This window comes from Anaerobiospirillum sp. NML120448, from assembly GCF_023050945.1.
In the GTDB taxonomy this organism is placed as follows: Bacteria; Pseudomonadota; Gammaproteobacteria; order Enterobacterales; family Succinivibrionaceae; genus Anaerobiospirillum.
In genome coordinates, this window is record NZ_JALKIM010000001.1 from 80,971 (window position 1) to 104,898 (window position 23,928).

The window sequence follows — 23,928 nt, forward strand, 5'->3', positions numbered from 1 at the left end:
AAAGGCCGCTTGTCCTCAAAACTTACAGCAAGAGGAACAGCAGCCATTTTGAGCATCTAAACCAACTTTAGTGCATTATTTGTCTTTAAGCACAAATAAAGGCTCAAGACGGAAAGTTTTAATTAATGACTTGAGATTGTTAGAGGCATTGTAGATAGTAAGTTGATTGTGGTTATTTTTAGCCCACTGTACTAAAAAAGCCACACCAGAGGAGTCAATTTCTACATTATCACTAAGATCAACTTCGTTCTTTTCAAAGATCTTTGCTCTACTTTCCCACATTTGAGCAACTTCAACATGGGTCATAATCTTAAAATCAGTAGACATAATGTTTTTTAGCGCTCTAACCTCTGTTTATTAGCCAGAGAAGAAGTCGCTTTCCTTGTCAGTTTCGTTAAACAATATTGGTCTGTTAGCTAAGCAGCACCTATGATCTTGTATGCCCCCTATATGCCCTAAAGCAAAGCCCCAACAAGGGCATGGCCAGCAAGGGCCTGGACAAGGTCATAAGGCCCCACATAGGCAACGCCCACGAAGGCTATTACCAGCTTAGCTAGCCTCTGCCAAGCTAAGCTAAGCGAGGCTTGGCTTGGCTAGGCTTGGTGAGTGGGGTAGAGATCATAGAAAATAAAAAGGGCTAGTTGATTGTTCATAAATACACTAGCCCTTCAAATAATTAGCTTAAACTAGCCATTAAATTATTTGATTACTTCGGTGCTGCCAGTTTGATTGTGCTTATTGATTAAGTCAGTAACAGCCTTAATGCCACGCTCACGGATGAGAGGGGAGAGCTCATTTTCCTTAGCAGTTAACATGGAAATACCCTCGGACACTAAGTCGTAAGCACGCCACTCACCACTCTTAGAGTTTTTACGTAACTTGAATACCAACTCTAAGTCTTTCTTACCAGCTTCACGGATTAAGAACTTAACATTAACTTGAGAGGCATCAGCAGATACTTGCTTATAATCAGGTAAGACCAACTCTTGGTTGTTATACATAGCTAAAGCATCAGCAAAAGAAGCTACGATATACTCAGCAAAGGCATCACAAAAAGCATCACGCTCTTGAGCGCTAGCCTTTTTAAGGTTAGTACCCATAACCTTAAAGCCAGCATAACGAGTATCAACATAAGGTAATAAATCAGTACGTACTAAATCCTTACGGAAGGTAACATCACTAATCTTATCCTTATTAGCTTGTAACTTTTCAAAAGCATTCTTAGCAACTACAGTTACCATCTTATATGGATCTTTCATATCCACATCTTGTGCTTGAACGCTGTTAACACCAAAAATGGTAGCAAGCATAAAGATTGCTGCACTAACTAACTTTTTCATATAAACACCCTTTGATAGATTATGTAGCTAAAACAAAGCTTAGCAAACAAAACTTAGGTAAAAATTAAGCAATACTATTGCTCATCTTCAGCTTTGGCACTATCAGCCACACCACTGTTGTATAAGAACTTAGAAATTAAGTCCTCAAGCACAATTGCAGAGCCTGTGTCACTGATAAAGTCACCATCTTTAAGATAGGTTGATCCTAATTCTTCATCATAAAAACCAGGAGTAATAGAAATATATTGCTCACCAATAATGCCAGAGGTCAAAATAGAAGCCTTAGACTCTGATGACAATTCATTGTATTTAGATTGGATAGAAAGACTAACTACAGGTACTAAGTCTTCTTTATCTAAAGAAATACCATCAACACGGCCAATCACCACACCACCAATACGTACTGGCGCTCTGAGCTTTAATGATCCTATGTTGTCAAACTTAGCATGTACGGTATAAGTATCAGAAGAGCTATCTAAGACTAAGCCTGCTACTTTTAAAGACATAATTACAGCCGCAACAATGCCTAGCACCATAAAAAGGCCTACACCAAATTCAATCTTGCTATACTTCATGAAAAATTCCTCAAGAGCTAAAACATTAATGCAGTTAGCACAAAATCAAGACCTAATACAGCTAAAGATGACTGCACTACAGTGGCTGTAGTAGCACTAGAAATACCCTCAGATGTAGGCTTGGAATCATAGCCGTTAAATAGAGCAATCCAAACACAGGCAATAGAGAAAATAATGGCTTTAATCATCATACAGCCAATATCATCTACCAAATCAACTGAGCTTTGCATGCCTGACCAATAGGTACCATCATCTAGACCTAACCAATCTACACCTACTAATTTACCGCCATAAATACCTACTAAGCAGAATAAAATAGATAGGATAGGCATAGAGATTACGCCCGCCCAAAAACGAGTGGAAATAATACGTCTTAATGGGTCAACCGCCATCATTTCCATGGAGGAGAGCTGTTCTGATGCTTTTAACTGACCAATTTCAGCAGTAAGAGCAGAACCTGCTCGACCTGCAAACAATAGGGCTGTTACTACAGGGCCAAGCTCTCTAATAATAGCTAAAGCTACTAAAGGGCCGAGCGAACTAGTGGCCATAAAGTCTTTTAAGATATTAAAACCTTGTAAGCCTAATACCATGCCAATGAACAATCCTGAGACTAGGATAATGACAATGGACTGCACTCCCACAAAATAAATTTGTTTGATGAGCAAAGGAAAGTGCTTAGCAAAGTTTGGTCTGCCCACTAAAGAGTGGTACATCATAATGGTAGAGCGACCTAAAGAGGTTACTTTTGAGATCGCATAGCGGCCTAATTGACCTACGAAACTAAACATTAAAGATCCTCTAAATAGTCCTTATCTGCCTTGAGATTGAAAGCATAAGGGCCGTCAAAATCGCCATTGATAAATTGCAAGACTTTAGGATCAGAGCTATTGCGTACCTCATCAGGAGTACCAGAGCCTATTACCTTACCATCAGCAACAATATATACCTGGTGAGCAATGGATAAGACCTCTTGCACATCGTGGGTTACGATAATAGAGGTAATACCTAATGACTCATTTAGATCCTTAATCAATTTGACTAATACGGCCATAGTAATAGGATCTTGTCCTACAAAAGGCTCGTCATACATAATCAAATCAGGATCCAAAGCAATAGAGCGAGCCAAAGCAGCTCTGCGAGCCATACCGCCAGATAACTCATTAGGAGAAAAGTATGCCGCTCCTCGCAGACCTACAGCCTCAAGCTTCATCATCACTAAATCGTGAATTAGCACCTCAGGCAACTTGGTATGTTCACGTAAAGGAAAAGCAACATTTTCAAATACATTAAGATCAGTAAATAAAGCTCCACTTTGGAATAGCATGCTCATACGCTTACGTAACTCATAGAGCTCTGTTCTTTGAAGAGCATGAACATTAATGCCATCAAAGAAGATCTCACCAGAGTCGGGTTTGAGCTGACCGCCAATTAATCTTAATAAAGTGGTTTTACCTGTTCCTGATGGGCCTAAAATAGCAGTGATCTTATTACGTGGAATATCAAGTGACATTCCTTTATAAATTTTTCGTCCGCCATAAGAGAAGAAAACATCCTTCACCTTGACTAAGGCATCTTGATTTTGGCCATTAAGGCTGTCGCATTTTATCTCCAGCATTGTGCTTTCCACTCAAGGAGCCCCTTAAAAGCTCTCTAGTGCTTTTAAGAGCTGACAAAACATAAACTATTCACACTGACATAATATAAGAGCCTAGTTAGCTCTCTTAAATATGGATAACTTAAGATGTATATTAAGCGTATTATTAATGTGAATGTAATGAGATTTTTTTTAGACTAAATAGTCAAGCAAAGCTTATCATAAAAGCTATTGCTTAAAATTAGGCTGTAAAAATTTATTCTTAACGACCTTACATTAGCAATTGCAACTATAGGAATAACAGCAATGTTTAAAGAAACCTGTATCCAAGCAGGACAAAGAGTATTAAAAGAAGAGGCTGAGGCTATCTTAGAATTAATACCTTCAATTGATGATAACTTTGTTAAAGCTTGCGATTTACTATTAAAGTGTCAAGGCAAGGTTATTTTAACTGGTGTAGGCAAGTCTGGCCATATTGCCACCAAAATAGCCTCTACTCTAGCATCTACAGGCACTCAGGCGTTCTTTGTGCAAGCTGGAGAGGCTGCTCATGGCGATCTAGGCATGATTGGCGACCATGATGTTGTTATAGCCATTTCTAACTCTGGAGAAGGTTCTGAGCTTAAGCTTATGATTCCTCTCTTATGCCGTCGTAATATTCCTCTTATAGCTATTGTGGGCAATATGGAATCCTCTTTAGCTAAAGCTGCTGATGTTGCCTTAAGCGCCCATGTTTCAAAAGAAGCTTGCCCTTTAAATTTAGCCCCTACCTCAAGCTCCACAGCTGAGCTTGCTATTGGTGATGCTCTTGCTATTGCACTGTTAGAGGCTCGTGGCTTTACTGAGCGTGATTTTGCTATGTCCCACCCAGGCGGTGCTTTAGGTCGTAAATTACTAGTACGCTGCAAAGATATTATGCATACTAAGGATGAAATACCTTTATGTCAGCAAGATGTTTCTATTAAAGATGCCTTAATTGAAATGACAGCTAAAACCTTGGGTATTGTGGCTGTAGTCGATCAAGATATGCACTTTATAGGTGTCTATACCGATGGTGATTTAAGACGTACTTTAGAGCGTGAATTATCAGTGCACGATCAATTATCTAAAGTAATGACCAAAGGTGGTGTTAGTGTTCAAGCAGACTGCTTAGCAGCAGATGCTCTTAGTGTTATGCAACAAAAGAAAATTTCTGCCATGATTGTAGTCAATGAGGACAATCAGGTTATTGGCGCTTTTAATATGCATGATATGTTACGAGCTGGCTTAATTTAGGAGTGTTTATTGTGAGTGAGCAACCTTTAGTAACCTACTATCAGACCTTATCCAGCCCTTTAGTTGAAAAGCTTAATCATATTAATCTAGTGGTCTTTGATGTTGATGGTACTTTGAGCGATGGCGGTATTTTTCTTGATCGTACTGAAAATGAGCTCAAGAAATTTAATTGTAAGGATGGTATGGGAATTTCCTTACTCATAAAAGCCAATATCAAAGTAGCGTTACTTACAGGTCGTAACTCACCACTTACCACTCGTAGAGCTAAAGAGCTGGGCATTCAATATGTCATTCAAGGCAAAATGGATAAAGAAGAAGCATTATTAGAACTGCTCACAGAGCTCAACATGAGTCAAGAGAATTTGGCTGTGATGGGTGATGATGTTAATGACCTTCCTTTATTCAAACATGCCAGTGTCAGCGCCTGTCCTAATGATGGCTATCACTATATGAAAACCATAGCCAGCATTGTACTTAGCAATAATGGCGGTCATGGGGCTGCTCGTGAGTTTTGTGATCTCATCTTAATGGCACAAGGTAAAGTAAGAACTGATGGCTATCCATCTTTCCTATTTGAGCAAAAGTTATCCTTTGCCAATGCAGGTCAATAACATTTAAATTGTGTGCTTTAAGCTAACTTTTAAATAAGCCTGGGCCTAGCAATAAGCCTAGGCTTTGTCTTAATGATTTAAGACAAAAAGTAGAAAAACAGGCCATTATTCTGTGATCAATTTTTAATTTCATTAAATTAAGGCAACTTTTGGGCCAAATTTATAAAAAATTAGCTAAAATATATTGTTTATGGCTTGCAAGCTTAGCGCCTTGGTTGTTGTAGTTTGTGCCAATGTTTACAGTACCAACCAGACTATTTAGTGCTCTTGGAGCTTGTCATGAGTGTTACTCTTAGATCAATTATCATTGCAGCTTTACTAACCATTGTTGCTGGTTTGATGTATCAATTTTCAGGTATCAGTGGCCAGCTTAGCTCAGATGAGATTGAAGTACGTTATCCAACTTTTGAAGCTGAAAATTTCACAGCCGAAGTCTATAACGAGCAAGGCAAAATTACTCATAGTATCTTTGCCCGTGAAGTAGCTTTTTATAAAAAGAAAGATTTAATCCAAACTTCTGGACTAATTGGTTTTTTTTATAACCAAAAACAAGACAACACCACATATGGCTGGCAAATTACTGCTGATAAAGGTGAACTGATTTTTAATAAAGCAGCTCAACTGCAAGGTAACATTGTTGTTAGCCCTAACTACGCAACAGCTGAGATTAAAGAGATCACTACTCCTGATCTGTACTTTAATATGCAAACCAATGAAATCAGCTCTCCTTCAAAGATAACCATTAAAGGAGCTCAATTTGTTAATGAGGGATCAAACTATCTAGTTGATCTCAATAACAAAACATTTGTTATTAAGGACAAGCCTCATGCAACTTATTTCCCTTAAAAGCGCTGCTATTTTTTTAGCATGCTCCATGTTGACCTCTCAAGCTTTTGCTTTAAAAAGCGATCAAAGCCAACCAATTAATGTTGAGTCGGCTGAGCAAAGCGCAGATCTGCAGGCAAATAAGTTGCTCTTTTCAGGCGATGTGGTAGCTACCCAAGGATCTATTAAGCTCAATGCAGATAAAATTGAGGTTACTAGAGCTAATAATGGCTCATTAAAATCAATTATTGCCTATGGTAATCCTGTAACTTTTGAGCAACAGCAAGACAATGGTCGCTATATTAAGGCACGTGCTAGTACCTTAAGCTATTTGCCAGAAGAGACTAAAATTGTGTTACAAGGAAGAGCTTCTATTTGGCAAGGCGAATCTAAGATGTCTGGTGAGCGCATTGAGTACAATATTTCTACTCAAAAGATGCGTGCTTATAACAACAATAGCCAAGGAGGTCGTGTCTCTAGTACTTTTGTACCAGCCGACTTCTCTAAAGACAAAAACAAGCAGTAAATTTACAATAAGCTACTTTCAAGGACAGTTATGAGTCTGTTACAAGCTAATCACCTCAAGAAAACCTACAAAGGACGTGTAGTTGTCAACGATGTAAGTTTAAGCATTGAAAGCGGCAGCGTAGTAGGTTTACTAGGCCCCAATGGAGCAGGTAAAACCACCTCCTTTTATATTATTGTAGGTATTATTTCTACAGAAAATGGTAATGTGACTATCGACAATACTGATATTACTCACATGCCAATGCATAAAAGAGCTCAAGCTGGTTTAGGTTATCTTCCTCAAGAAAACTCAATCTTTAGGAAGTTAACCGTAGCAGAAAATTTAATGAGTGTAGTAGAGCTCCAGAAAAACCTCAGCTCTATAGAAAAGAAAAATAGAGTTGATGAGCTTTTAGAAGAATTTCATATTGAACATATTAGAGATAGTGCAGGCATGGCACTTTCTGGCGGTGAAAGACGTAGAGTTGAAATTGCCAGAGCTTTAGCTGCTAATCCTAAATTTGTTTTATTAGATGAACCTTTTGCAGGAGTGGATCCAATTTCCATTTCTGATATTAAAGATATTATCAAACACCTAAGAGATCGCGACATAGGAGTGCTCATCACTGATCACAATGTGCGTGAAACTTTAGACGTTTGTGCCCAAGCTTATATAGTAAACGCTGGTGAGATCATTGCCCAGGGTACGGCACAAGAAGTACTAAACAATAAAAAAGTACAAGAAGTCTACTTGGGTAAGAACTTCTCACTATAGGATTTTTATCATGGCCGGTTTGAGAAACTCGCTGCAAATCAGAGCAATCCAGACCCAGACATTAACTATGACTCCGCAATTGCAACAAGCTATTCGTCTGTTGCAATTGTCTACTCTAGATCTGCGCCAAGAAATTCAACAAACAGTAGAGAGCAATCCTCTTTTAGAGATTGATGAGACCATTGCTAACTCTAATCTTGAGTCTTTAGATGCTATAGCAGAAAAAGAGCGCCAAGAGCATGATAATGAAGTATTTGATCCCTTTAGTGATGATGCCTCATATCAAGGAGCAGACATTGACCTGTTAGGGCATTCAAAAGATGGAGAAATAGCCTCCATCAATGAACTTATGGGTAAAGATAGCACCATTAGAGGCTCTAGCTCTATTGAGTATCAAAACACTAGTGCTCATGAATTAGATGAGCACTTTGATTATGATCATTCAAGCGATAGCATGGGCTCCTCATTTGAAAGCTCTTTTGAGGGCTCTTTTGAGGGCTCTTTTGAGGGCGAGCCTAATCTATCTGACAGGCCAGATAAAATAACATCTGCGCAAATTGATCCTGGCAGTAGCTCCACCCAAGAAAACTTAGACAATATCAGTCGTGAAGATAATTACAGTGCCAAATCACGTGCAAAAGGCGCTGTACTGGATGACGAAGGTGCTTTTGAGGGTGAAACCCAGATTGATTTACATGATCACCTCATGTGGCAATTAGACTGCTCTCCTTTAAAAGGACGTGATCGCTATATTGCTGAGGTGATTATTGATGCTATTGATGACTCAGGATATTTGTCAGAAGAGCTTAGCGACTTGCTAACTTTGGTAGTAAGTAAATATCCTGATGCTACTATTGAAGATCTCAATATCATTTTAAAGCTTATCCAAAATTATGACCCTCTAGGCGTAGGTTCACGTAATGTTCAAGAATGCTTGCTCATTCAACTAAAAGAGCTGCTTAGCACTGATCAAAGAGAAGAAGTGCGAATGGCCTATGAGGTGGTAAGCAAATATATTGATCTCTTATCCAATCACGACTATCGCTCTTTATGCTCTAAATTAGGGGTTAAAGAAGATACGCTTAAGAAGATCAATGATGTAATTTTATCTTTAACGCCACGTCCTGGACGTACTGCTATTAAAGAAAAGGCTGACTACATTGTGCCTGATGTCTTAGTGATTAAAGATGATGATGGCAATTATGATGTAGTGCTCAACCCTGATGCCTTACCTAGGGTAAAGCTTAATGAGCAATATAAGTCTTTAGTTTGCTATGCCCGTAATGAACGTGAAAAGGAATTTTTTAAGTCAAACTTACAAGAGGCTAATTGGTTTATTCAAAGTATTGCCAAGCGTAACGATACTTTACTCAAAGTAGCTAAATGTATTGTTGAGCATCAAAAAGCCTTCCTCGATTATGGCGAACACCGCATGGAGCCATTAGTACTTAACGATATTGCACAAGAAATTGAGATGCATGAGTCTACTATTTCTCGTGTGACTACCGAAAAGTATATTTACACTATGAGAGGAACCTTTGAGCTCAAATACTTCTTCTCTAGCCATGTCAGCACCGAAAGTGGCGGTACTGCCTCTTCTACAGCTATTAGAGCTGAGATTAAGACTTTAGTGGCCAATGAAAACCCACGTAGACCTTATTCTGATAATCAAATTGCTAATTTATTAAAAGAAAAAGGCTTCTGTGTTGCCCGTCGTACTATTGCCAAGTATCGAGAGGCTTTGGGTATTGGTTCATCCTCCCAAAGAAAGCGTCTCGTTTAAACCTTCTTAAGGCTCTGAGTAGAATTTTTTACCAGAGCCTTACTTTTATTTGGCAAAATTTTATTTTTTCTAAAAAACTAGTATATCAGCCAACAAAAAGGCATATACATCGCCCATTCCTTGCCCATAAACTGACATACCAGTTTATTCTCCTTGCTTGCGTTTCTTGACATACATCAAAAGTTATTAAATTTAATGTGCACAAAACCATTATTTTGGTTAATATGGAAACAAAGGTTGCAATACACCATAGGGTAAGACGAACCCCGTTTGCTTGATGCATCACCGTCGCTGACTATATTTTTACACAACAGTTTTGCGCTTACGGCAAGATGCTCATGAACCAACTATACAAAAGCTTTTGCTTGAGTGATAGTTTCTCGCAGTAGGAACCTTTGTTAAAAATAGTCTTTTTTTTACTGCACCTGACTTTAATTGTTTTAAGACTATTTAGTGCATGAGGCACAATAACAATGGTGGACGTCAGCCAAACATTCGGTATCCAACAAGTTTGGATTAAGGATCAAATATATGCAGATTAACATCCAAGGTGTAGGACTCAAGGTCACAGACGCTCTTCATGACTACGTTACCGACAAGTTTAATAAACTTGAGCGTAAGGGCGATGCAATTACTTCAATTGCTGTTACCTTAACCGTAGAGAAGCTTCAGCAAATTGCTAAAGCTGATATTAGTCTTGCTGGCGGCTCACTTCACGCCGAAGCAGAAGATGAAAGCATGTATGCAGCCATCGATGCCTTAATTGACAAAGTTGATCGTCAACTTGTTAAGTATAAGGAAAAGCACGAATAAGTTAGCTTTAGTCTTTTCAAGATTACGTAGTAAGAGTTGTGATTTTAGGAAAACGCAACGCACTACCACTTATTAGACTAAGCTTTTAGTAATCTCCTTAAGTCCACCCCAGTATGCCTTAGCATACAAACCAAACTTAAGGAACAAGAACAAGAATTACTAACCAAGGTCCCGTAAGACCTTAACATTCGTTTATCTCAAATACTCCCGTTGCTAGCTGTTTGCTTGGTGCTGAGATAGACTGCAGATTTTCCTTTTAGGAAGCCCAATAAGCGTAGCATACGCTTAACACAACCAAAAAGTCATCCTTATTCCAGGAGGCGCAAGCCTCCTGACATTACGAGGAAAGAACCCGCCACTGGCGGGTTTTTTCGTTTCATTAGCTAATGTTTTTGATAAATAAGACATTTTTCCCTAGCTAAATAATGATTTTGCTGATAGTCTTAGCACCCAAATATTAAGTTCTCTGCGGTAGAGGCACTATGAGTCAAACAGCTCGTTTATTGTTAGTAATTGGACTATTTTGGTTTACCCAATACGTTTATGTTCCTTATACCACTCCTTTTTTACTAGCTCAAAAAGTCAGTGCTGATTTTGTTGGCTTAGTTGTGGGATTTTATGGAGCTATTCCTTTTTTTACTCGCCTTTTTGTCGGCATCTTTTCCGATAAAATTGGCTATTACAAGCCTATGATTATTGTAGGGTGCGCCTCAGCAGCTGTAGCCTCAATAATACGTCTTTACCTACCTACAGGCATGGGATTTTTAATTGCCAATATTATTTCTGGCTTTTCCTCATCCATGTGGATGTGCTTTATTCTGTTCCATACCAAGACTTTAACTAAAGAAAATTTACAAAAGGGTATGGGCTATGTATTAGCAGCTTGTAATGGAGGCATTCTTTTAGGCTTCTTTGCCTCTGCTACCTTATATGAACATTTTGGTATGTTCTTAATGTGTCTTTTATCGGTATCAGGAGGCACTATTTCTACCATTATTTCATTAAGCCTCAAAGAACCACCTAATAATAATATCAATCCACCTAAAGTAAGTGAATTGTTGCATGTTGCCTATAACAAGCGCTTATGGTTCTTTTCTGTCATTGGCATGATCCAACAAGGTATCTTGATGGGTACAGCCATGTCATTTTCTAATGAGGTAGCGCATAGTCTTGGAGCGTCAGCCTGGCAAATAGGTATTATGACCATGACTATGACAGCCTCATATACAGCCTCTAACTTGTTATCCTCAACTCATACTGCCATCAAAATTGGCCCAGGTATTTTAATGACCTTATCGCAAATTTGTATGGCTCTGTATTGCGTACTGATGGTAACAGTAGATAGTGTTTACGCCCTGATTCCTATTCAAATACTATTAGGAACTACAGGCGGCTTTGTGTTCTCATGGTGTTCTGCTGAGGCATTAAGTCAAATAGAAAGCTACCGCCGCTCTACAGCCTTAGGCATATTCCAATCTATGTTTGCCATTGGCATGACGGCAGTACCTATTGTTGCAGGTTATTTATTTGCCCAAACCTCATCTCTTAATAGTGCCTTCTTTTTCCAAGCACTACTAGCCATCGCAGGCGCATTAGCTACGGCAATTTATTATGCTCGCCGTCGCCATCACAAGCGCACTGCCAAATAGGCGCATCGCTAAAGCTAAATAAGCAAAACTAACTAAGAGCTCTTAATTGAGCTCTTAGCTTATTCATGCACTAGATTTAGGCATAGTGCTATCTTGCGCTCCAAAACAAGGCATGATGTTTTTTATCCCTCTACAACACACCAATCAAACTCAATAACTATTGGCGCAAAGCGCCACTAGAGCGCCACTAGAGTGCCCTTAGAACGCTCCCCCTACTTTTCCTTGCTTACTTGCTTTGCTCAATTATCTTTCTAGAATAAGGGAGTCTTGTTTTTGTAGTTGAGGACTTATTGATGAACCAAACAAATAAGTTGCTGGTAATTATCGCTTTATTCTGGTTTGCCCAATACATTTATGTGCCAAATACAGCCCCATATTTACTGTCGCAAAAAGTAACTGCTGATTTTGTAGGTTTAATTGTAGGTCTATATGGCGGCGTGCAAATGACTTTGCGCTTTCCTTTAGGTATTAGCGCCGATCTCTTAGGCCGACATAAGCTTATTATTATTATCGGCTGTTGTTTTTCTGGTGGAGCATCCATTATCCGTCTCTTAGAAAGCAATGGTATGGGCTTTTTAGTAGCTAATATTTGCTCAGGTGTTGCCTCCTCTTTATGGGTAAGCTTTATGTTGCTCTACACCAAATATATAAGACCTGAGCACATGCAAAAGCAAATCGGCTACCTCTTTGCAGCAAATAACTTTGGCATTATGCTGGCTTTTATTATGTCCGCTGTGTTTTTCCAATATTATGGCATGGACTTTTTATGTCTGTGCTCAGCCTTCTCAGGTGGAGCTGCGGTTTTACTTGCCTTAACTTTAAAAGAAAACGACCCTCAATATGCTCATTTAATGCCAGAGGAGAGCAACCATCAACGACCAGCGCTTATCGATCTTCTCAAAGTGGCTTTAAAAGGTCGTATATGGTTCTTTGCCTTCTTAGCCAGTATCCAGCAAGGTATTACCATGAGTACCATTATGTCCTTTTCTAATGAGGCGGCATTACGTATTGGAGGCACCTCGTTTGAGATGGGTATTATGACAGTAGTATTCATCTTAATGAATGTAGTCTCTAGTTACTACTCAGGTAAACCTCCTTTTGACCGTATTTCCCAAGGCTTTTTAGTAAGCTCGGCTCTAGCTTTACTGGGTTTATATTGCTTCTTATCTGTAATGGTAGGAAATATTTACTTGCTCATAGTGATTCAAATTTTCTTGGGCTGGAGCTTTGGCTTTGTCTTCTCCATTGCTACTAGTGAGGCTATAGTAGGTATTGAAAAATATCGACGCTCCTCAGCTATTGGCTTATTTCAAGCACTCTTTGCTTTTGGTATGACTGTAGTGCCAATCATTGCAGGACGCTTAATTCAAATCAATGATGGCGACCTAACCTCAGCCTTTTACTTCCAAGGTTATCTATGTCTAATAGGCGTGATAGCCACCATCTATTTCTACTATAAGCAACACCAAGCCAATCATCACAAGAGCACAAACTAAACCTTATCCATAGTCTCAACTGCACCCCATCCATACTTGGCTCCTCATCATCCTAACTACTAGGAAAACAACTAGGCGGGCCAAGCTATGGATATACCACAGCAATTCCCACCACTGCCACAACTACCATATAGCCTTGCTTAACTTTTAAGCAATCTAATATTAAGGAGGGGCAGAGCATTAAGCCCAGCAGGCGCAGCAAGTTCAGTTGGCTCAGTTGGCGCAGGCGCAGCGGTGCGGGCGCTGGAGCAAGTGCGAATGCGGAACGCAGCGAAGCAGGCGCAGCGCAGCAGTGCTAGTGCGGGCGCAAAAGCGCAGCGAAGCAAGCAGGAGCGAGTGCGAGTGCTGGTATGGGGGTGAGTGTTGGTGCAGTAAATGAGCTGCGAGGGTGGGATTTGGTTTTGGGTGGCCCAAAAACAAAAAAATCAGCACGATGGCTGATTGTGATGGTTTATTTTGGCTCCTCCTACTGGACTTGAACCAGCGACATACGGATTAACAGTCCGCCGTTCTACCGACTGAACTAAGGAGGAACTCCAAAATAGATTTTGCTTTTGTTTGTTTGGCTCCTCCTACTGGACTTGAACCAGCGACATACGGATTAACAGTCCGCCGTTCTACCGACTGAACTAAGGAGGAACTTCATCAAACAAAATTTTGCTTTCACACTAGCGTTTGAAAGCGATGCACATTTTACAAGGCAAGAGATGACCTGTCAACACTAAAACAAAACTTTTTTTAAATTTTTGTTAAAAGTTGTTATTTAGCCTGACTCTTAGCCAAATAATTGTTGTTAATATTGAGGGAGCGATGACGTACTTGGACATTAAAACCTCGCTCATTAAATTTATCAGCCAAGCTTTGAGCAATAAATACTGAGCGGTGGCAACCACCAGTACAGCCAATTGAGACAGTAAGATAACTACGATTGCTAGATTCAATATCTCTTAGCCAATACATAATCATGTCATCAATTTGCTTGATATAAGTAAATACTGATGGATAGCGCTTGAAGAAGTCTTTTACAGGCTCGTCTAAACCTGTATAGGAGCGCAATTCTTTTTCCCAGTAAGGATTAGGCAAGAAGCGGGCATCAAAAACAAAATCAGCATCTTTGGCAATGCCATATTTAAAGCCAAAAGACTCAAAGACCATTACTAGATTTTTTTGAGGTGAGCCTAAAATTGAGGTTACAACCTCATTAGATAAGTCATGTACTGATAAGTCTGAGGTATCGATACGTAAGTCAGCATAGCCACAGAGGCTGGAAAGTTTAGTACGCTCTAATACAATGGCCTCGGACAAGGAGAGGTGGTTCTTGGAAAGAGGATGCAAGCGTCTTGTTTCTGAGTAGCGCTTAATTAAGACTTGATCATCGGCATCGCAATAAATCACAGTTGAGTGAATCTTAGGATTATCTTTAATATTACCTATAAGATTACCCATGTAGCTTTCATCTTCAGGAATATTGCGAATATCGATTGATACTGCCAACTTAGGATAACGTTGAGGAGCAATATCAGTAAGCTCAGGCAAGAACAGCACAGGCAAATTATCGATACAATAATAGCCCAAGTCCTCTAAAGCTCTTAAAGCAACTGTTTTACCAGAGCCTGAGCGACCAGAAATAATAACCAACTGAACTGTTGCCTTATCCATAGAACAAGCTACCTTTACTAAAACTGTTGGATATTAAGTATAAAACAATCTTACTCTGTTTGTATTAAGCATTGACTTTTAACTATTAATTGCATCGTTAATGAACTGCATAATGCTATTAGTAGCAGGAGAGGCACTACTTTTAACAGGTGAGCTCTTAAACTCTTGGCTTAATAAGGCATCAAGCTTTTGCAAAATTAAGATTAACTTACTATTATCCTGCCACACACGACGTATAGAGTTAGCCAGCTCAGTATTGTCTAACTCTTTACTAACAAAACGCAGCATTTGCTCCACATAGTCGTAGTCATCTTTAGGGGAAATGAAAAAGGCCAAAGCCACATCAACTCCCATATAGTCAGTATCTACAGTGTTATAAGGCACTTCCTTATTGATAATAGTTAAAACAGCTAAAGACTGCTCAAGACCTGGCACTAAAGCATGAGGAATACCAATACCTTTAGCACAAACGGTAGAGCCCATAGACTCACGTTCATTAAGCGCTTGTAGTAATACTTCCTCTTTGATATCAGTAATAGCTGATACCAAGGTACAAATTTCCTCAAACAGTCTTTTCTTGCTAAAACATGTTAAAGGAGATAATAGATAAGTCTGAGGAAGAATCTTAAACTGAGCCATAATGAACTACTTAAAATATCTATTTACTTTTAATCTTAAGCTTTCCAGTAAAAAAAGCTATTTTCTGATACTATAAAAAACCCTAAAGATCTCTTAAGAGCTTTATTATAAGCTCTGGAAAATGCAAGATGGGGTCTTCTTAATACCTGCAATATATTTTGGCCAAGGTTTCATATCAAGATCAGAGGAGCAAACCACAAGTTATTACCTTGGGTTTGGCAAAAATATGTCTTTATCTAAGCTCTATGAAAAATATTGTTCTGACAAAGTTCTAGGCAGCTTAACTAGCCTTAAAGATCTTAATCATTTAATTGATAATTATCTTAATGATCCCCAATGGCCTCAAGAGCTGCATAGTAGTAGTAGTGACGACTTAGTGTGTTGTTTTGAAGCATTAGACTCTGATAAGAGCCAACAAAACTTACAGCACTTTATCTCTTTGAGAATACTATACTACATTGTAGGCCCCGTCTTGGCAGATGCTTTATTGGCTAAGGTGTCAGCTCAAGAGCTCCTTGGTTCATGGAAAGATAAGCTTAATCTAACCGCACCAAACGATCTGGTGTTAGATGGCTTTGAAAGTAGCAAAGTTCTTAACAATATCATTGCTTTAGCTACCTTAAAACTTACAGGCACTATTTGCCTCTCTCAAAAAAGCTATCATAGCGCTTTAGATCTTGAGGTTAATACCCTTAGTTTTAGCATGTTACAAAAATGCTCCATTAACAAGTTTATCGCTTTGGTGGACGAGCCTAGCAAAGAACAACCTCAATCAAGCTATAAGCAGCTAGAGCGCAGCTTTAAACAAGTTAAGCTGCAAAAAGGTGTGCTCTTTTTAAAATCTAACTGCAAGATTTTCTATGATGCTCAAGGCAACAGGTTGGTTAACCAAAGACCACACTACCTAAGCCACAATGCAGGCTATAGCACTCTGACCTTAGCCGATGCCATTAACAAATACAAATGTGAGTTACTAAAGCTTAACCTTAACGATTTAAGCTCACAACAACTGTTGTTAACTACAACCCATAAGGCCATTAAAAAGCATACTAAAGAGCTCTTGATCTTAATTAATGAACCTTTTACAGATCACTTTAATCTTTCTAATTTTAGCGTGGATGAGCTATTTAAACCTTGTACAAGCATGGTTACTCTCATCAAGAGCATGGCTCAACATAATCCTCAATTTAAGCCTGTAGTGCAGTTTGACTCCCATAGGCCAAATGAGCTTGCTCTTATCTTTTGTTAAATATTATTTATTTTTTTACTATGAATCTTAATCTTTCAATGCTTGAGAACAATAGTCTTGATGCTCAAGCTTTAGCCCAAATCGTAAGAACCAGCCCTTATTTTGATGAGCAGTGGTATTTAGAGCAATATCCAGAAATTGAATACCATGAAGATGGTAATCCTGATGCTGCCTATCACTATGCTAACTATGGCTATAAAGAGCAACGTTTGCCAAGCGTGCTTTTTGATGGCAACAAATACAGCCAATATCATAATTTAAAGGACATCAATCCTTTATTACACTACATTGCCCAAGGCTGTCCTGGTGACTACCGTGCTCATAATTTAGAGCAAGGCTTGTTAGTGAAATTAAATGAAGGTGGCAACCTTACTAATAGCCAAAAAGCTTTATTACTTGAAGGTGGCTATAAGACTACTACTAACAAAGACTTAGATTTAGCAGCTACCCCTGCTACTTTGTCCGAAAAGTTTTATTTCTTGCGTGCTTTCCATTTAAATCTATGGGACAAGCACACTCCTTTATTTGATTTAAGAACTTTAAGCTCAACCTTACAAAACAACTATGGTTTTTCTCAAGAGCAGGCCCCAACTCCAGTAGCTTTGTTTGATAGTGCATCTGAGTTAACTCAAGAGCAATGGGATAAGCTACCAAACGCTTTTTACTTCTTATTTAATGGCCTAACTGCTACTACTATTAGCGTTAGCGATAAGCGTAAGGTCAAACTTAGTGAAGTTCATACTGTACTTGAGAATGTACAAAAGCAGTGTCAGAGCAATCTCTCTGAGCGTTTAACTGCCCAGGCTCAAGCTAAATTTGTGATTGGCTGTTTTGCTTTAACCAAAGCAGATCAAGAGCCAAGCCTTGAGTTCAATGTCTTATGCACCAACGGCCAAGCCTCAACTATCTTAGTTTCTGGTGCTAACCGTGCATTAAATCTTTATGACCGTGACTTTAACTTATTAGGTTGCAGTTTAGCCAATGACTCCCAAGGCGCTCGCCCTGCTTTAGAGCAAGTAGAGAAGCCTAAGTGCTATGAGCAAATGTTAGAGCTTGCTAATAAACTAGCTGCTAATGTACCTTGCTTAGCTGTGCGCTTTAAGGTCTTTAAAGATAGATTCTTCTGCCAAGAAGTTAGACCAGATCTTTACAATGGTAATTTCTTACTTACTAATGATTTTGATTTACGCTTAGGCGTTGCCTTCAATATTAACTACTTATTCAAGTCATAAGAGTTATTATTGATCCCCTCATTACCAAACAACCCTAAAGAAACAATTCTTTAGGGTTGTTTTTTACATTATTCTTGGTTTAATGTTTGATTGCTATCGCCATTAAGAGTTGCGCTTTCTACCAAATCTTTGCTCTTGCTAGTTTTTTTAGTACTAGTCTTTTTGGCTGTAGCTTTGCGACCTTTCTTTTCCTCATCCTTTTCTTTATAGGCTAGCTGGTGGCTAGTCTTTAAAGGCAAAGACTTAAGGCGCTCTCGTGCCCCTTTACCAGAGGCTCTCTTGGTAGCACTAGCTTTAGTTCTACTAGAGGCGACACTCTTTTTAGCTTTATTTGTCCCGCTTTCATGGTGCTCTAAAGCCAACACTGGCTCATTGTCATTAAAGCCATCATTTAACAAGATCCCTTTAACCTTGTTCATAGCGTTATTTTCAAGCTGTCTAACACGCTCAATAGAAACGCCCAACTCTTTTGAGAGCTCTTGTAAAGTGGCCTTATGCTCATCTAACCAACGACGTTTAATAATATGATTAGAGCGACTATCTAAAGTAGATAAAGCTTCATGTAGCTTTTTAATCTCCCAGGCAGAATAGTTGCTGTTTTCATAATTAAGCGCAAAATTAGAATTTTCATCTTCCAAATAAGAAGAAGGAGAAACAGTAACAGCTACTGATTTATCTGAGCTATCGTCCTCACCCAAATCAAATCCTACATCAGAACCTGCTAAACGGGCCTCCATTTCGGTAACATCACTAACAGAAACACCTAAATCATTAGCCAGTTCTGATCTCTCACTTTCAGACATCCAACCTAGACGCTTTTTACTCTTACGTAAGTTAAAAAATAACTTTCTTTGCGCCTTAGTAGTAGCTACTTTTACCATACGCCAATTACGAATGACGTAGTCGAACATCTCAGCTTTAATCCAACTAGAGGCAAATGCTGCTAAACCATGGCCCACGTCAGGATCATAGTTTTTAACAGCCTTCATTAAGCCTATGTTGCCCTCTTGAATCAAATCAGCCAAAGGCAGGCCATAGCCTGTAAACTTACGGGCTACACTAACTACAAAACGCAAATGAGAGGTAACTAGCTGACGGGCAGCATCCACATCACCAAACTCACGTAATCTTTTGGCTAAATCACGCTCTTGCTCTTCTGTGAGCATAGGAACCATATTGGCAGCCCTAATAAAGGCACCAATATTACCTGCCGAACGAGCTATAGCACGGGAGCTTGAAGGCGAGCCAGCCCCATGCTCTACCTGAGGGCCTGAAAAGTCTAAATTATCCTCTAAATTATCTTGCTCATCTTCTGCAACAAAGTGCATACCCTGTAAAGAGCTATCTTCATCATCAAGATTATCTGAAAAATAGTCATCCTCTATTTCATCTTGCTCTTGAGACTCACTATTACGCCTTTGTTCATTGATGTCTTTAACTTGCTTTAAAACATCTAAGCCTTTAGCCAGATTTTCTACATCTACCCCATCAAATAATTGCTTAATATGTTGATGGGCTAAATCTCTTTGCTGCCTCTCCTCAGCACTTAAATCACTATCATTAGAGGCCTGTACAGAATGTGAAGCTTGAGGAACCTTAGCTACAGGTACTAAAGAGGTACCTTTAGCAAGCGGCTGTTGCTTTGCAACATCAGCTTGGTGAGCATAGTGTTGTTTAAGCTCAGGCGAGTAAGAAGCAGTACCAAATTGCTCGGTAAAGCTTTCATTAAGACGATCCTTAATTCTTTCTGCTTCATCCAACTCAATAGAGCGACCATAATTATCTAACTCTATTGCTTTGTGAGGTTTAGCCTCATGAGAGCTTTCAAAAATATTAGGATTGATATCATTGGCATTGCTATCTTCAAGAATGTCAGCATCGACCACATGGGCATCAATAACTTTAGTAGGCACTTTGCTGTGAATACTATGCTCTTCATTTACCTTAATGGCTTGAGCTTGTTGATCTTGAAAATTGCTAAGTTTTGAATCGTCCATGATTACTTATTGCCAGAGCAAAACCCTAGCCTATATGAGAGTTTAAAGAGGAATGAAGTGTGGTTTGATGTTTGCAATGAAGCAAAAAAAATAAAAAGCTACCTACCTTACTAAGGCAGATAGCATTTAATAAAACCACAGGTGTCATTAAATCAATAAATATAATAACACATCATAATAAGGTGAGAATTAGAGAGTGAGCAAGTGATCGGCCAAGGCAATTCCTGCTTGCTTATGGGTAATAATAATTACACCTTTACGCATCTTTTGAATACGCTCAATAATACGCAACTCTTGAGCCTCATCAAGACCTTCACCAGGCTCATCTAAAACTAAGAACTTGCCATTATCACCCTTATCTCCCACAGCACCAACCGCTACTAAAGCACGTGCTAAACATAAGCGTCTAGCCTGTCCGCCAGAAATAGTAAGACCAGTACTGCCTAGCCATTCATCAAGGCCATTAGGTAGCTCATCAATAAGATCGGTAAGCTCCACTATAGAAAGAGCTTGTAGCACTTCCTCTTTGGTAACCTTAGGTTGAATTTGTTTAAAGGTCTCTAAGATTGAGCCTGAGAATAAAGAAATATCCTGCAATGCTACAGCAAAGGTCGATCTAATTTGCTTTGCTGAAAGCGAAGAATAGGCATGACCATTTAAATACAACTCACCTTGCTTAGGATAAAGCAAAGAGGTTAATAGTAAAACTAAAGTACTCTTACCATGGCCTGATGGAGCCTTGATAACATAGTTTTGATCACTACTAAAAGTACAAGAGAAATTATCTAAAACCTCTAGGGTTTGGCCATCATTAAGCTCATAACTAAAGTAAACATCTTTGATGTCAATTTTATTGACCACACTATTAGCCGCTGTGTTTTGTACAGCTTGCTCTTGGTGTGAGTTGTTAGTAAGAGAGCTAAAACGAGATAATACGCCACCAGAGGCTGCCATAGAGGCACTAGAGCTAGAGCGAGCAAAGTGCTCTTCTTTTTTAACTAAGGCCTCAGAGTTAGGATTTAAATCAGCATTGTCCTTAGTAATATGCAGCAATGAACTTACTCTATTAGCTGAGTGAATTACATAAGGTAAATTCAAGAAAGCAGCACTTAATGGGGTTAACACCTCATAACTGACCATAGCCACTACAGAGAGCATCATCATTTGAGGAGATGAAATCTCACCTGCTACTACTAAAGGCACGCATTGAATTAACAATAAGAATAAAGTTAACTCAGAAAAAGTCATTAAAAAGACTTGCGAGAGCTGATCATAGTAAATAATCTTAGCTCTGGCTTTAGCAAGAGTTTGAGCAGTCTGTAAAAAGCGTTGCGCACGCTCATAATGCTTGCCAAGAAGTACTAAATCAAAAAAGCCATGAATAAAGTCAGACATATCATCATTAAGATGAATAGCTAAAGAGCTTTGTTGTTCTGAGTATAAGCGGGCAAATCTGGTTAATACATAAGGCAAGATCACGCCAGAAACTACCATTAAACTTAAGGCAGTAAAGGCCATTAAAGGTGAAAAAGCTAATAACACGCCACCTAATACTAGGCCTAATAAAAAGGCACAGGCAAAAGGTACAAACTGACGAACATAGATCATCTCTAAACGTTCTAAATCAGATTGCATACGACGCTGTAAGTCAGAGCTTTTAAGCTTTAAGGCATCTTCAATCTTTAAATCTAAAGCTCGTTCAAATAAGAACACACGCAAATAAGCAATTAGTCTAAAAGTAGCATCATGGGTGTAATAACGTTCACCATAACGCAGTAAGGTTCTTGAGAGCGCTAAAAGTCTAATTAAAGCAGATGGGATAAAGATATTAAGAGCAATATCAAGCACACCATGAACAGCCATGGCGGTTAAAAACCAGGTAGCTGTACCCATAAGAGCAATGGATGAGAATGTCGCAATAAAGGACATAAACACACCAAATAAAGCTCCATAAAGCTCTTTTCTTACTAGTCCTAAAAAGTGCCAATATTGTCCCATTATTGAGCTCCCTTAGAATCACTAGCCGCTACATTAGCTTGATCATTGAGCTTTTTCTTAGGATTAACCTCAATTACATAAGTAGCATAATCAATGAGCTCCTTACGATGAGCAACAATAATTACTGTTTTATCCTTACCCAAAGTTTTTAAAGCCTCTAAGAAACGATTTTCACTGTCTCTATCTAAAGAAGCTGTTGGCTCATCTAATAATAAAATAGCACTATCATGTAACATGGCACGTGCCAGAGCAATTAAACGAGTCTCACCGCCTGAAATACCGCGATTTTGATCTCCTACGTGATGATCAAGACCGTCTGCAAAGCGGGTAATGAGTTCACTAGCTCCTACCATATCTAAAGCCTTGAGTAGCTGTTCATCACTAGCCTCAGGCGCACCTAGTTTTAAGTTATCACGTAAGGTGCCATAGAAAAGATTTGGTAATTGAGGAATGTATGAAACCTTGGACATAAGGTTGATTAAATCATTACGTGAACACTCATGACCATTAATAATAATCTGACCAGTGCTAACATTAGTAAAGCCAGCAATAGACTGCAAAATAGTACTTTTACCAGCACCTGATGGGCCTACTAAAGCACTAACGTGTCCAGGCTCAAACTTACATGAAAAATCAGATAAACCTACACGTCCATTAGGATAGGTGGCACTAACATTGGCAAACTCAATGGCAAAAGGAGCCTGCATCCAACTATCATCTAAGGTGCTATCTAAAGTAGTAACGTTGCTATCCCCTTCTTTTTGATGCTTGAGGCCATCAATATGCTTAATCTCAGGGAAAATATCTTTCTCTGAGAGCAATTCCATCAGACCACTCATAGCACCTAAAGCTCTCATACGAGAGTGATAGGTAAAGCCTAATTGACGTAAAGGTAAGAAAAACTCTGGTGCTAATAACAAGACAAAAAGAGCTTTAGTGTAATCAAAACCATGCTCATATACGGCAAAGCCTAAAGTAATAGCACAAAGAGCAATACCACAAGTAGCAAAGAACTCTAAGACTAAAGCAGATAAGAAAGCAATTCTTAATACCTGCATAGTCTCAACACGCCAACGCTTTGTTAAACGGGCGATCTTTTCAATTTCACTACTTTCGATATTGAATAATTTAATTAAAGACAGCTTATCTAAGGCCTCTTGGAAACGAACCGCAAGACGGGTAATTTGTTTCCACTGACGCTGATTTAAGCGCTCAGCACCCTTTCCAATAATAATCATAAAGAAAGGAATTAAAGGAGCCATAGCAATCAAAATGCCTGCTGACCATGGTGACATTAAAGCAACAGCAATCACACAGATCACTGGAATTACCATGGCATAACGCAAGGTCACTAAGAAAGAGCTGAAATAAGGCATGATGTCATCTAAAGCATCTACGAATAAGGTGCTTAATGATGACTTGACTGCAAAAGATAATGGACCAACACGTAAGAGCTTATTGACCAACTCTTCACGGACAGCACCTTCTACAGTGTAAGAAATCTTAGCAATAACCTTAGCTATGATAAGACGCATTACAAAGCGTCCAGCTATAGGAATAAGCGCATAAGGCGCTAAGTGTAGGTAGGCAGTGTTCTGCTCCAGCGCAAAAGGAGCAAACACATAACAAATGACTGCGTAAAAGGCACACAAAAAAATTGCATCCACTAAGGTTAGTAACATCAGCAGATGCAATAAGCCTTTGGCTTTGCGACCCCAGCTCTTAAGCTGAGCTGAGGAGGCTTTTAATTGAACTGAAGTAGCGATTTTAGAACCAATCCCAAAGATCAAATAAATAGCATACAGCTAAGATTAAGCCGCATACGCCTAATAATCCTAAAATCCAAGCAAGATAAATCATCTTTACTCCTTTAACCTTGTCCCCTGACTTACTCTAAAACAGGCCTAG

The 23,928-nt window shown here is 39.1% G+C and carries 20 protein-coding genes, 2 tRNA genes and 1 pseudogene; 11 read left to right on the plus strand and 12 right to left on the minus strand.

The annotated features are described in order from the left end of the window. Positions 1 to 75: 75 nt before the first annotated feature. The 5 genes from MXE38_RS00335 to MXE38_RS00355 form a co-directional block, all read right to left on the minus strand. On the minus strand, positions 76 to 327 hold the full coding sequence (locus MXE38_RS00335) for a hypothetical protein (RefSeq protein ID WP_246909831.1): 252 nt from the start codon (positions 325 to 327) through the stop codon (positions 76 to 78). Positions 328 to 698: 371 nt separating this feature from the next. Further along, positions 699 to 1,340, minus strand: a complete 642-nt coding sequence (locus MXE38_RS00340; protein WP_246909833.1) for an ABC transporter substrate-binding protein — start codon at positions 1,338 to 1,340, stop codon at positions 699 to 701. A 74-nt stretch (positions 1,341 to 1,414) separates the two neighbouring features. After that, a complete protein-coding gene (gene mlaD / locus MXE38_RS00345) occupies positions 1,415 to 1,915 on the minus strand; it encodes an outer membrane lipid asymmetry maintenance protein MlaD (protein WP_246909835.1) in 501 nt (166 codons plus the stop codon). A 17-nt stretch (positions 1,916 to 1,932) separates the two neighbouring features. Beyond that, complete coding sequence (gene mlaE, locus MXE38_RS00350) at positions 1,933 to 2,706, minus strand: lipid asymmetry maintenance ABC transporter permease subunit MlaE (RefSeq protein WP_246909837.1); 774 nt, start codon at positions 2,704 to 2,706, stop codon at positions 1,933 to 1,935. Next, on the minus strand, positions 2,706 to 3,533 hold the full coding sequence (locus tag MXE38_RS00355; protein WP_246909839.1) for an ATP-binding cassette domain-containing protein: 828 nt from the start codon (positions 3,531 to 3,533) through the stop codon (positions 2,706 to 2,708). The genes mlaE and MXE38_RS00355 overlap by 1 nt, the downstream gene beginning before the upstream one ends. 285 nt (positions 3,534 to 3,818) lie before the next feature. Here MXE38_RS00355 and MXE38_RS00360 point away from each other — a divergent pair, with 285 nt between their 5' ends. The 9 genes from MXE38_RS00360 (at position 3,819) to MXE38_RS00400 (ending at position 13,246) form a co-directional block, all read left to right on the plus strand. Further along, positions 3,819 to 4,787 (plus strand): KpsF/GutQ family sugar-phosphate isomerase, encoded by a 969-nt coding sequence (locus MXE38_RS00360; RefSeq protein WP_246909841.1) that lies wholly within the window; start codon positions 3,819 to 3,821, stop codon positions 4,785 to 4,787. 11 nt (positions 4,788 to 4,798) lie between these two features. Continuing rightward, positions 4,799 to 5,398 (plus strand): HAD hydrolase family protein, encoded by a 600-nt coding sequence (locus tag MXE38_RS00365; protein WP_246909844.1) that lies wholly within the window; start codon positions 4,799 to 4,801, stop codon positions 5,396 to 5,398. A gap of 279 nt (positions 5,399 to 5,677) precedes the next feature. Beyond that, positions 5,678 to 6,244 carry an LPS export ABC transporter periplasmic protein LptC gene (lptC, locus tag MXE38_RS00370; RefSeq protein ID WP_246909846.1) on the plus strand — a complete coding sequence of 189 codons (567 nt, stop codon included), beginning with the start codon at positions 5,678 to 5,680 and terminating at the stop codon, positions 6,242 to 6,244. Continuing rightward, positions 6,225 to 6,749 (plus strand): lipopolysaccharide transport periplasmic protein LptA, encoded by a 525-nt coding sequence (lptA, locus tag MXE38_RS00375; protein ID WP_246909850.1) that lies wholly within the window; start codon positions 6,225 to 6,227, stop codon positions 6,747 to 6,749. The genes lptC and lptA overlap by 20 nt, the downstream gene beginning before the upstream one ends. Before the next feature lie 30 nt (positions 6,750 to 6,779). Beyond that, positions 6,780 to 7,505: an LPS export ABC transporter ATP-binding protein gene (gene lptB, locus MXE38_RS00380; RefSeq protein ID WP_246909852.1), complete on the plus strand. Its 726-nt coding sequence runs from the start codon at positions 6,780 to 6,782 to the stop codon at positions 7,503 to 7,505. A 19-nt stretch (positions 7,506 to 7,524) separates the two neighbouring features. Then, positions 7,525 to 9,288, plus strand: a complete 1,764-nt coding sequence (rpoN, locus tag MXE38_RS00385; RefSeq protein ID WP_348647346.1) for an RNA polymerase factor sigma-54 — start codon at positions 7,525 to 7,527, stop codon at positions 9,286 to 9,288. 531 nt (positions 9,289 to 9,819) lie between these two features. Continuing rightward, the gene (gene raiA / locus MXE38_RS00390; RefSeq protein WP_246909855.1) at positions 9,820 to 10,101 is read left to right on the plus strand and encodes a ribosome-associated translation inhibitor RaiA; all 282 of its coding nucleotides are present in this window, start codon (positions 9,820 to 9,822) and stop codon (positions 10,099 to 10,101) included. A gap of 482 nt (positions 10,102 to 10,583) precedes the next feature. Further along, complete coding sequence (locus tag MXE38_RS00395) at positions 10,584 to 11,750, plus strand: MFS transporter (protein ID WP_246909858.1); 1,167 nt, start codon at positions 10,584 to 10,586, stop codon at positions 11,748 to 11,750. A 293-nt stretch (positions 11,751 to 12,043) separates the two neighbouring features. Then, entirely contained in the window at positions 12,044 to 13,246 is a 1,203-nt protein-coding gene (locus MXE38_RS00400; protein ID WP_246909861.1) for an MFS transporter, read from the plus strand. Between the two features lie 457 nt (positions 13,247 to 13,703). Here MXE38_RS00400 and MXE38_RS00405 read toward each other — a convergent pair. From MXE38_RS00405 to MXE38_RS00420, 4 genes are all read right to left on the minus strand, one after another. Next, a tRNA-Asn gene (locus tag MXE38_RS00405) sits at positions 13,704 to 13,779 on the minus strand. A gap of 30 nt (positions 13,780 to 13,809) precedes the next feature. Then, a tRNA-Asn gene (locus MXE38_RS00410) sits at positions 13,810 to 13,885 on the minus strand. A gap of 120 nt (positions 13,886 to 14,005) precedes the next feature. Then, positions 14,006 to 14,905 carry an RNase adapter RapZ gene (gene rapZ, locus MXE38_RS00415; RefSeq protein ID WP_246909864.1) on the minus strand — a complete coding sequence of 300 codons (900 nt, stop codon included), beginning with the start codon at positions 14,903 to 14,905 and terminating at the stop codon, positions 14,006 to 14,008. 78 nt (positions 14,906 to 14,983) lie between these two features. Continuing rightward, entirely contained in the window at positions 14,984 to 15,544 is a 561-nt protein-coding gene (locus MXE38_RS00420; RefSeq protein WP_246909868.1) for a PTS sugar transporter subunit IIA, read from the minus strand. A gap of 226 nt (positions 15,545 to 15,770) precedes the next feature. Between MXE38_RS00420 and MXE38_RS00425 the strand changes: the two genes are divergently transcribed. Together MXE38_RS00425 and MXE38_RS00430 are read left to right on the plus strand one after the other, a co-directional pair. After that, positions 15,771 to 16,793: a hypothetical protein gene (locus MXE38_RS00425; RefSeq protein ID WP_246909870.1), complete on the plus strand. Its 1,023-nt coding sequence runs from the start codon at positions 15,771 to 15,773 to the stop codon at positions 16,791 to 16,793. Positions 16,794 to 16,813: 20 nt separating this feature from the next. Beyond that, positions 16,814 to 18,025, plus strand: coding sequence for a hypothetical protein (locus MXE38_RS00430; RefSeq protein WP_246909872.1), 1,212 nt, complete (start codon positions 16,814 to 16,816; stop codon positions 18,023 to 18,025). A gap of 404 nt (positions 18,026 to 18,429) precedes the next feature. On the opposite strand, the pseudogene rpoH reads toward MXE38_RS00430, so the two are convergent. The 3 genes and pseudogenes from rpoH to cydD form a co-directional block, all read right to left on the minus strand. Further along, positions 18,430 to 20,022 (minus strand): annotated as a pseudogene (gene rpoH, locus MXE38_RS12500) (RNA polymerase sigma factor RpoH); the annotation flags it as partial. A gap of 189 nt (positions 20,023 to 20,211) precedes the next feature. Further along, a complete protein-coding gene (locus MXE38_RS00440) occupies positions 20,212 to 22,020 on the minus strand; it encodes an ATP-binding cassette domain-containing protein (RefSeq protein WP_246909874.1) in 1,809 nt (602 codons plus the stop codon). Further along, positions 22,020 to 23,810, minus strand: a complete 1,791-nt coding sequence (cydD, locus tag MXE38_RS00445) for a thiol reductant ABC exporter subunit CydD (protein ID WP_348647345.1) — start codon at positions 23,808 to 23,810, stop codon at positions 22,020 to 22,022. The genes MXE38_RS00440 and cydD overlap by 1 nt, the downstream gene beginning before the upstream one ends. Positions 23,811 to 23,928 lie beyond the last annotated feature (118 nt).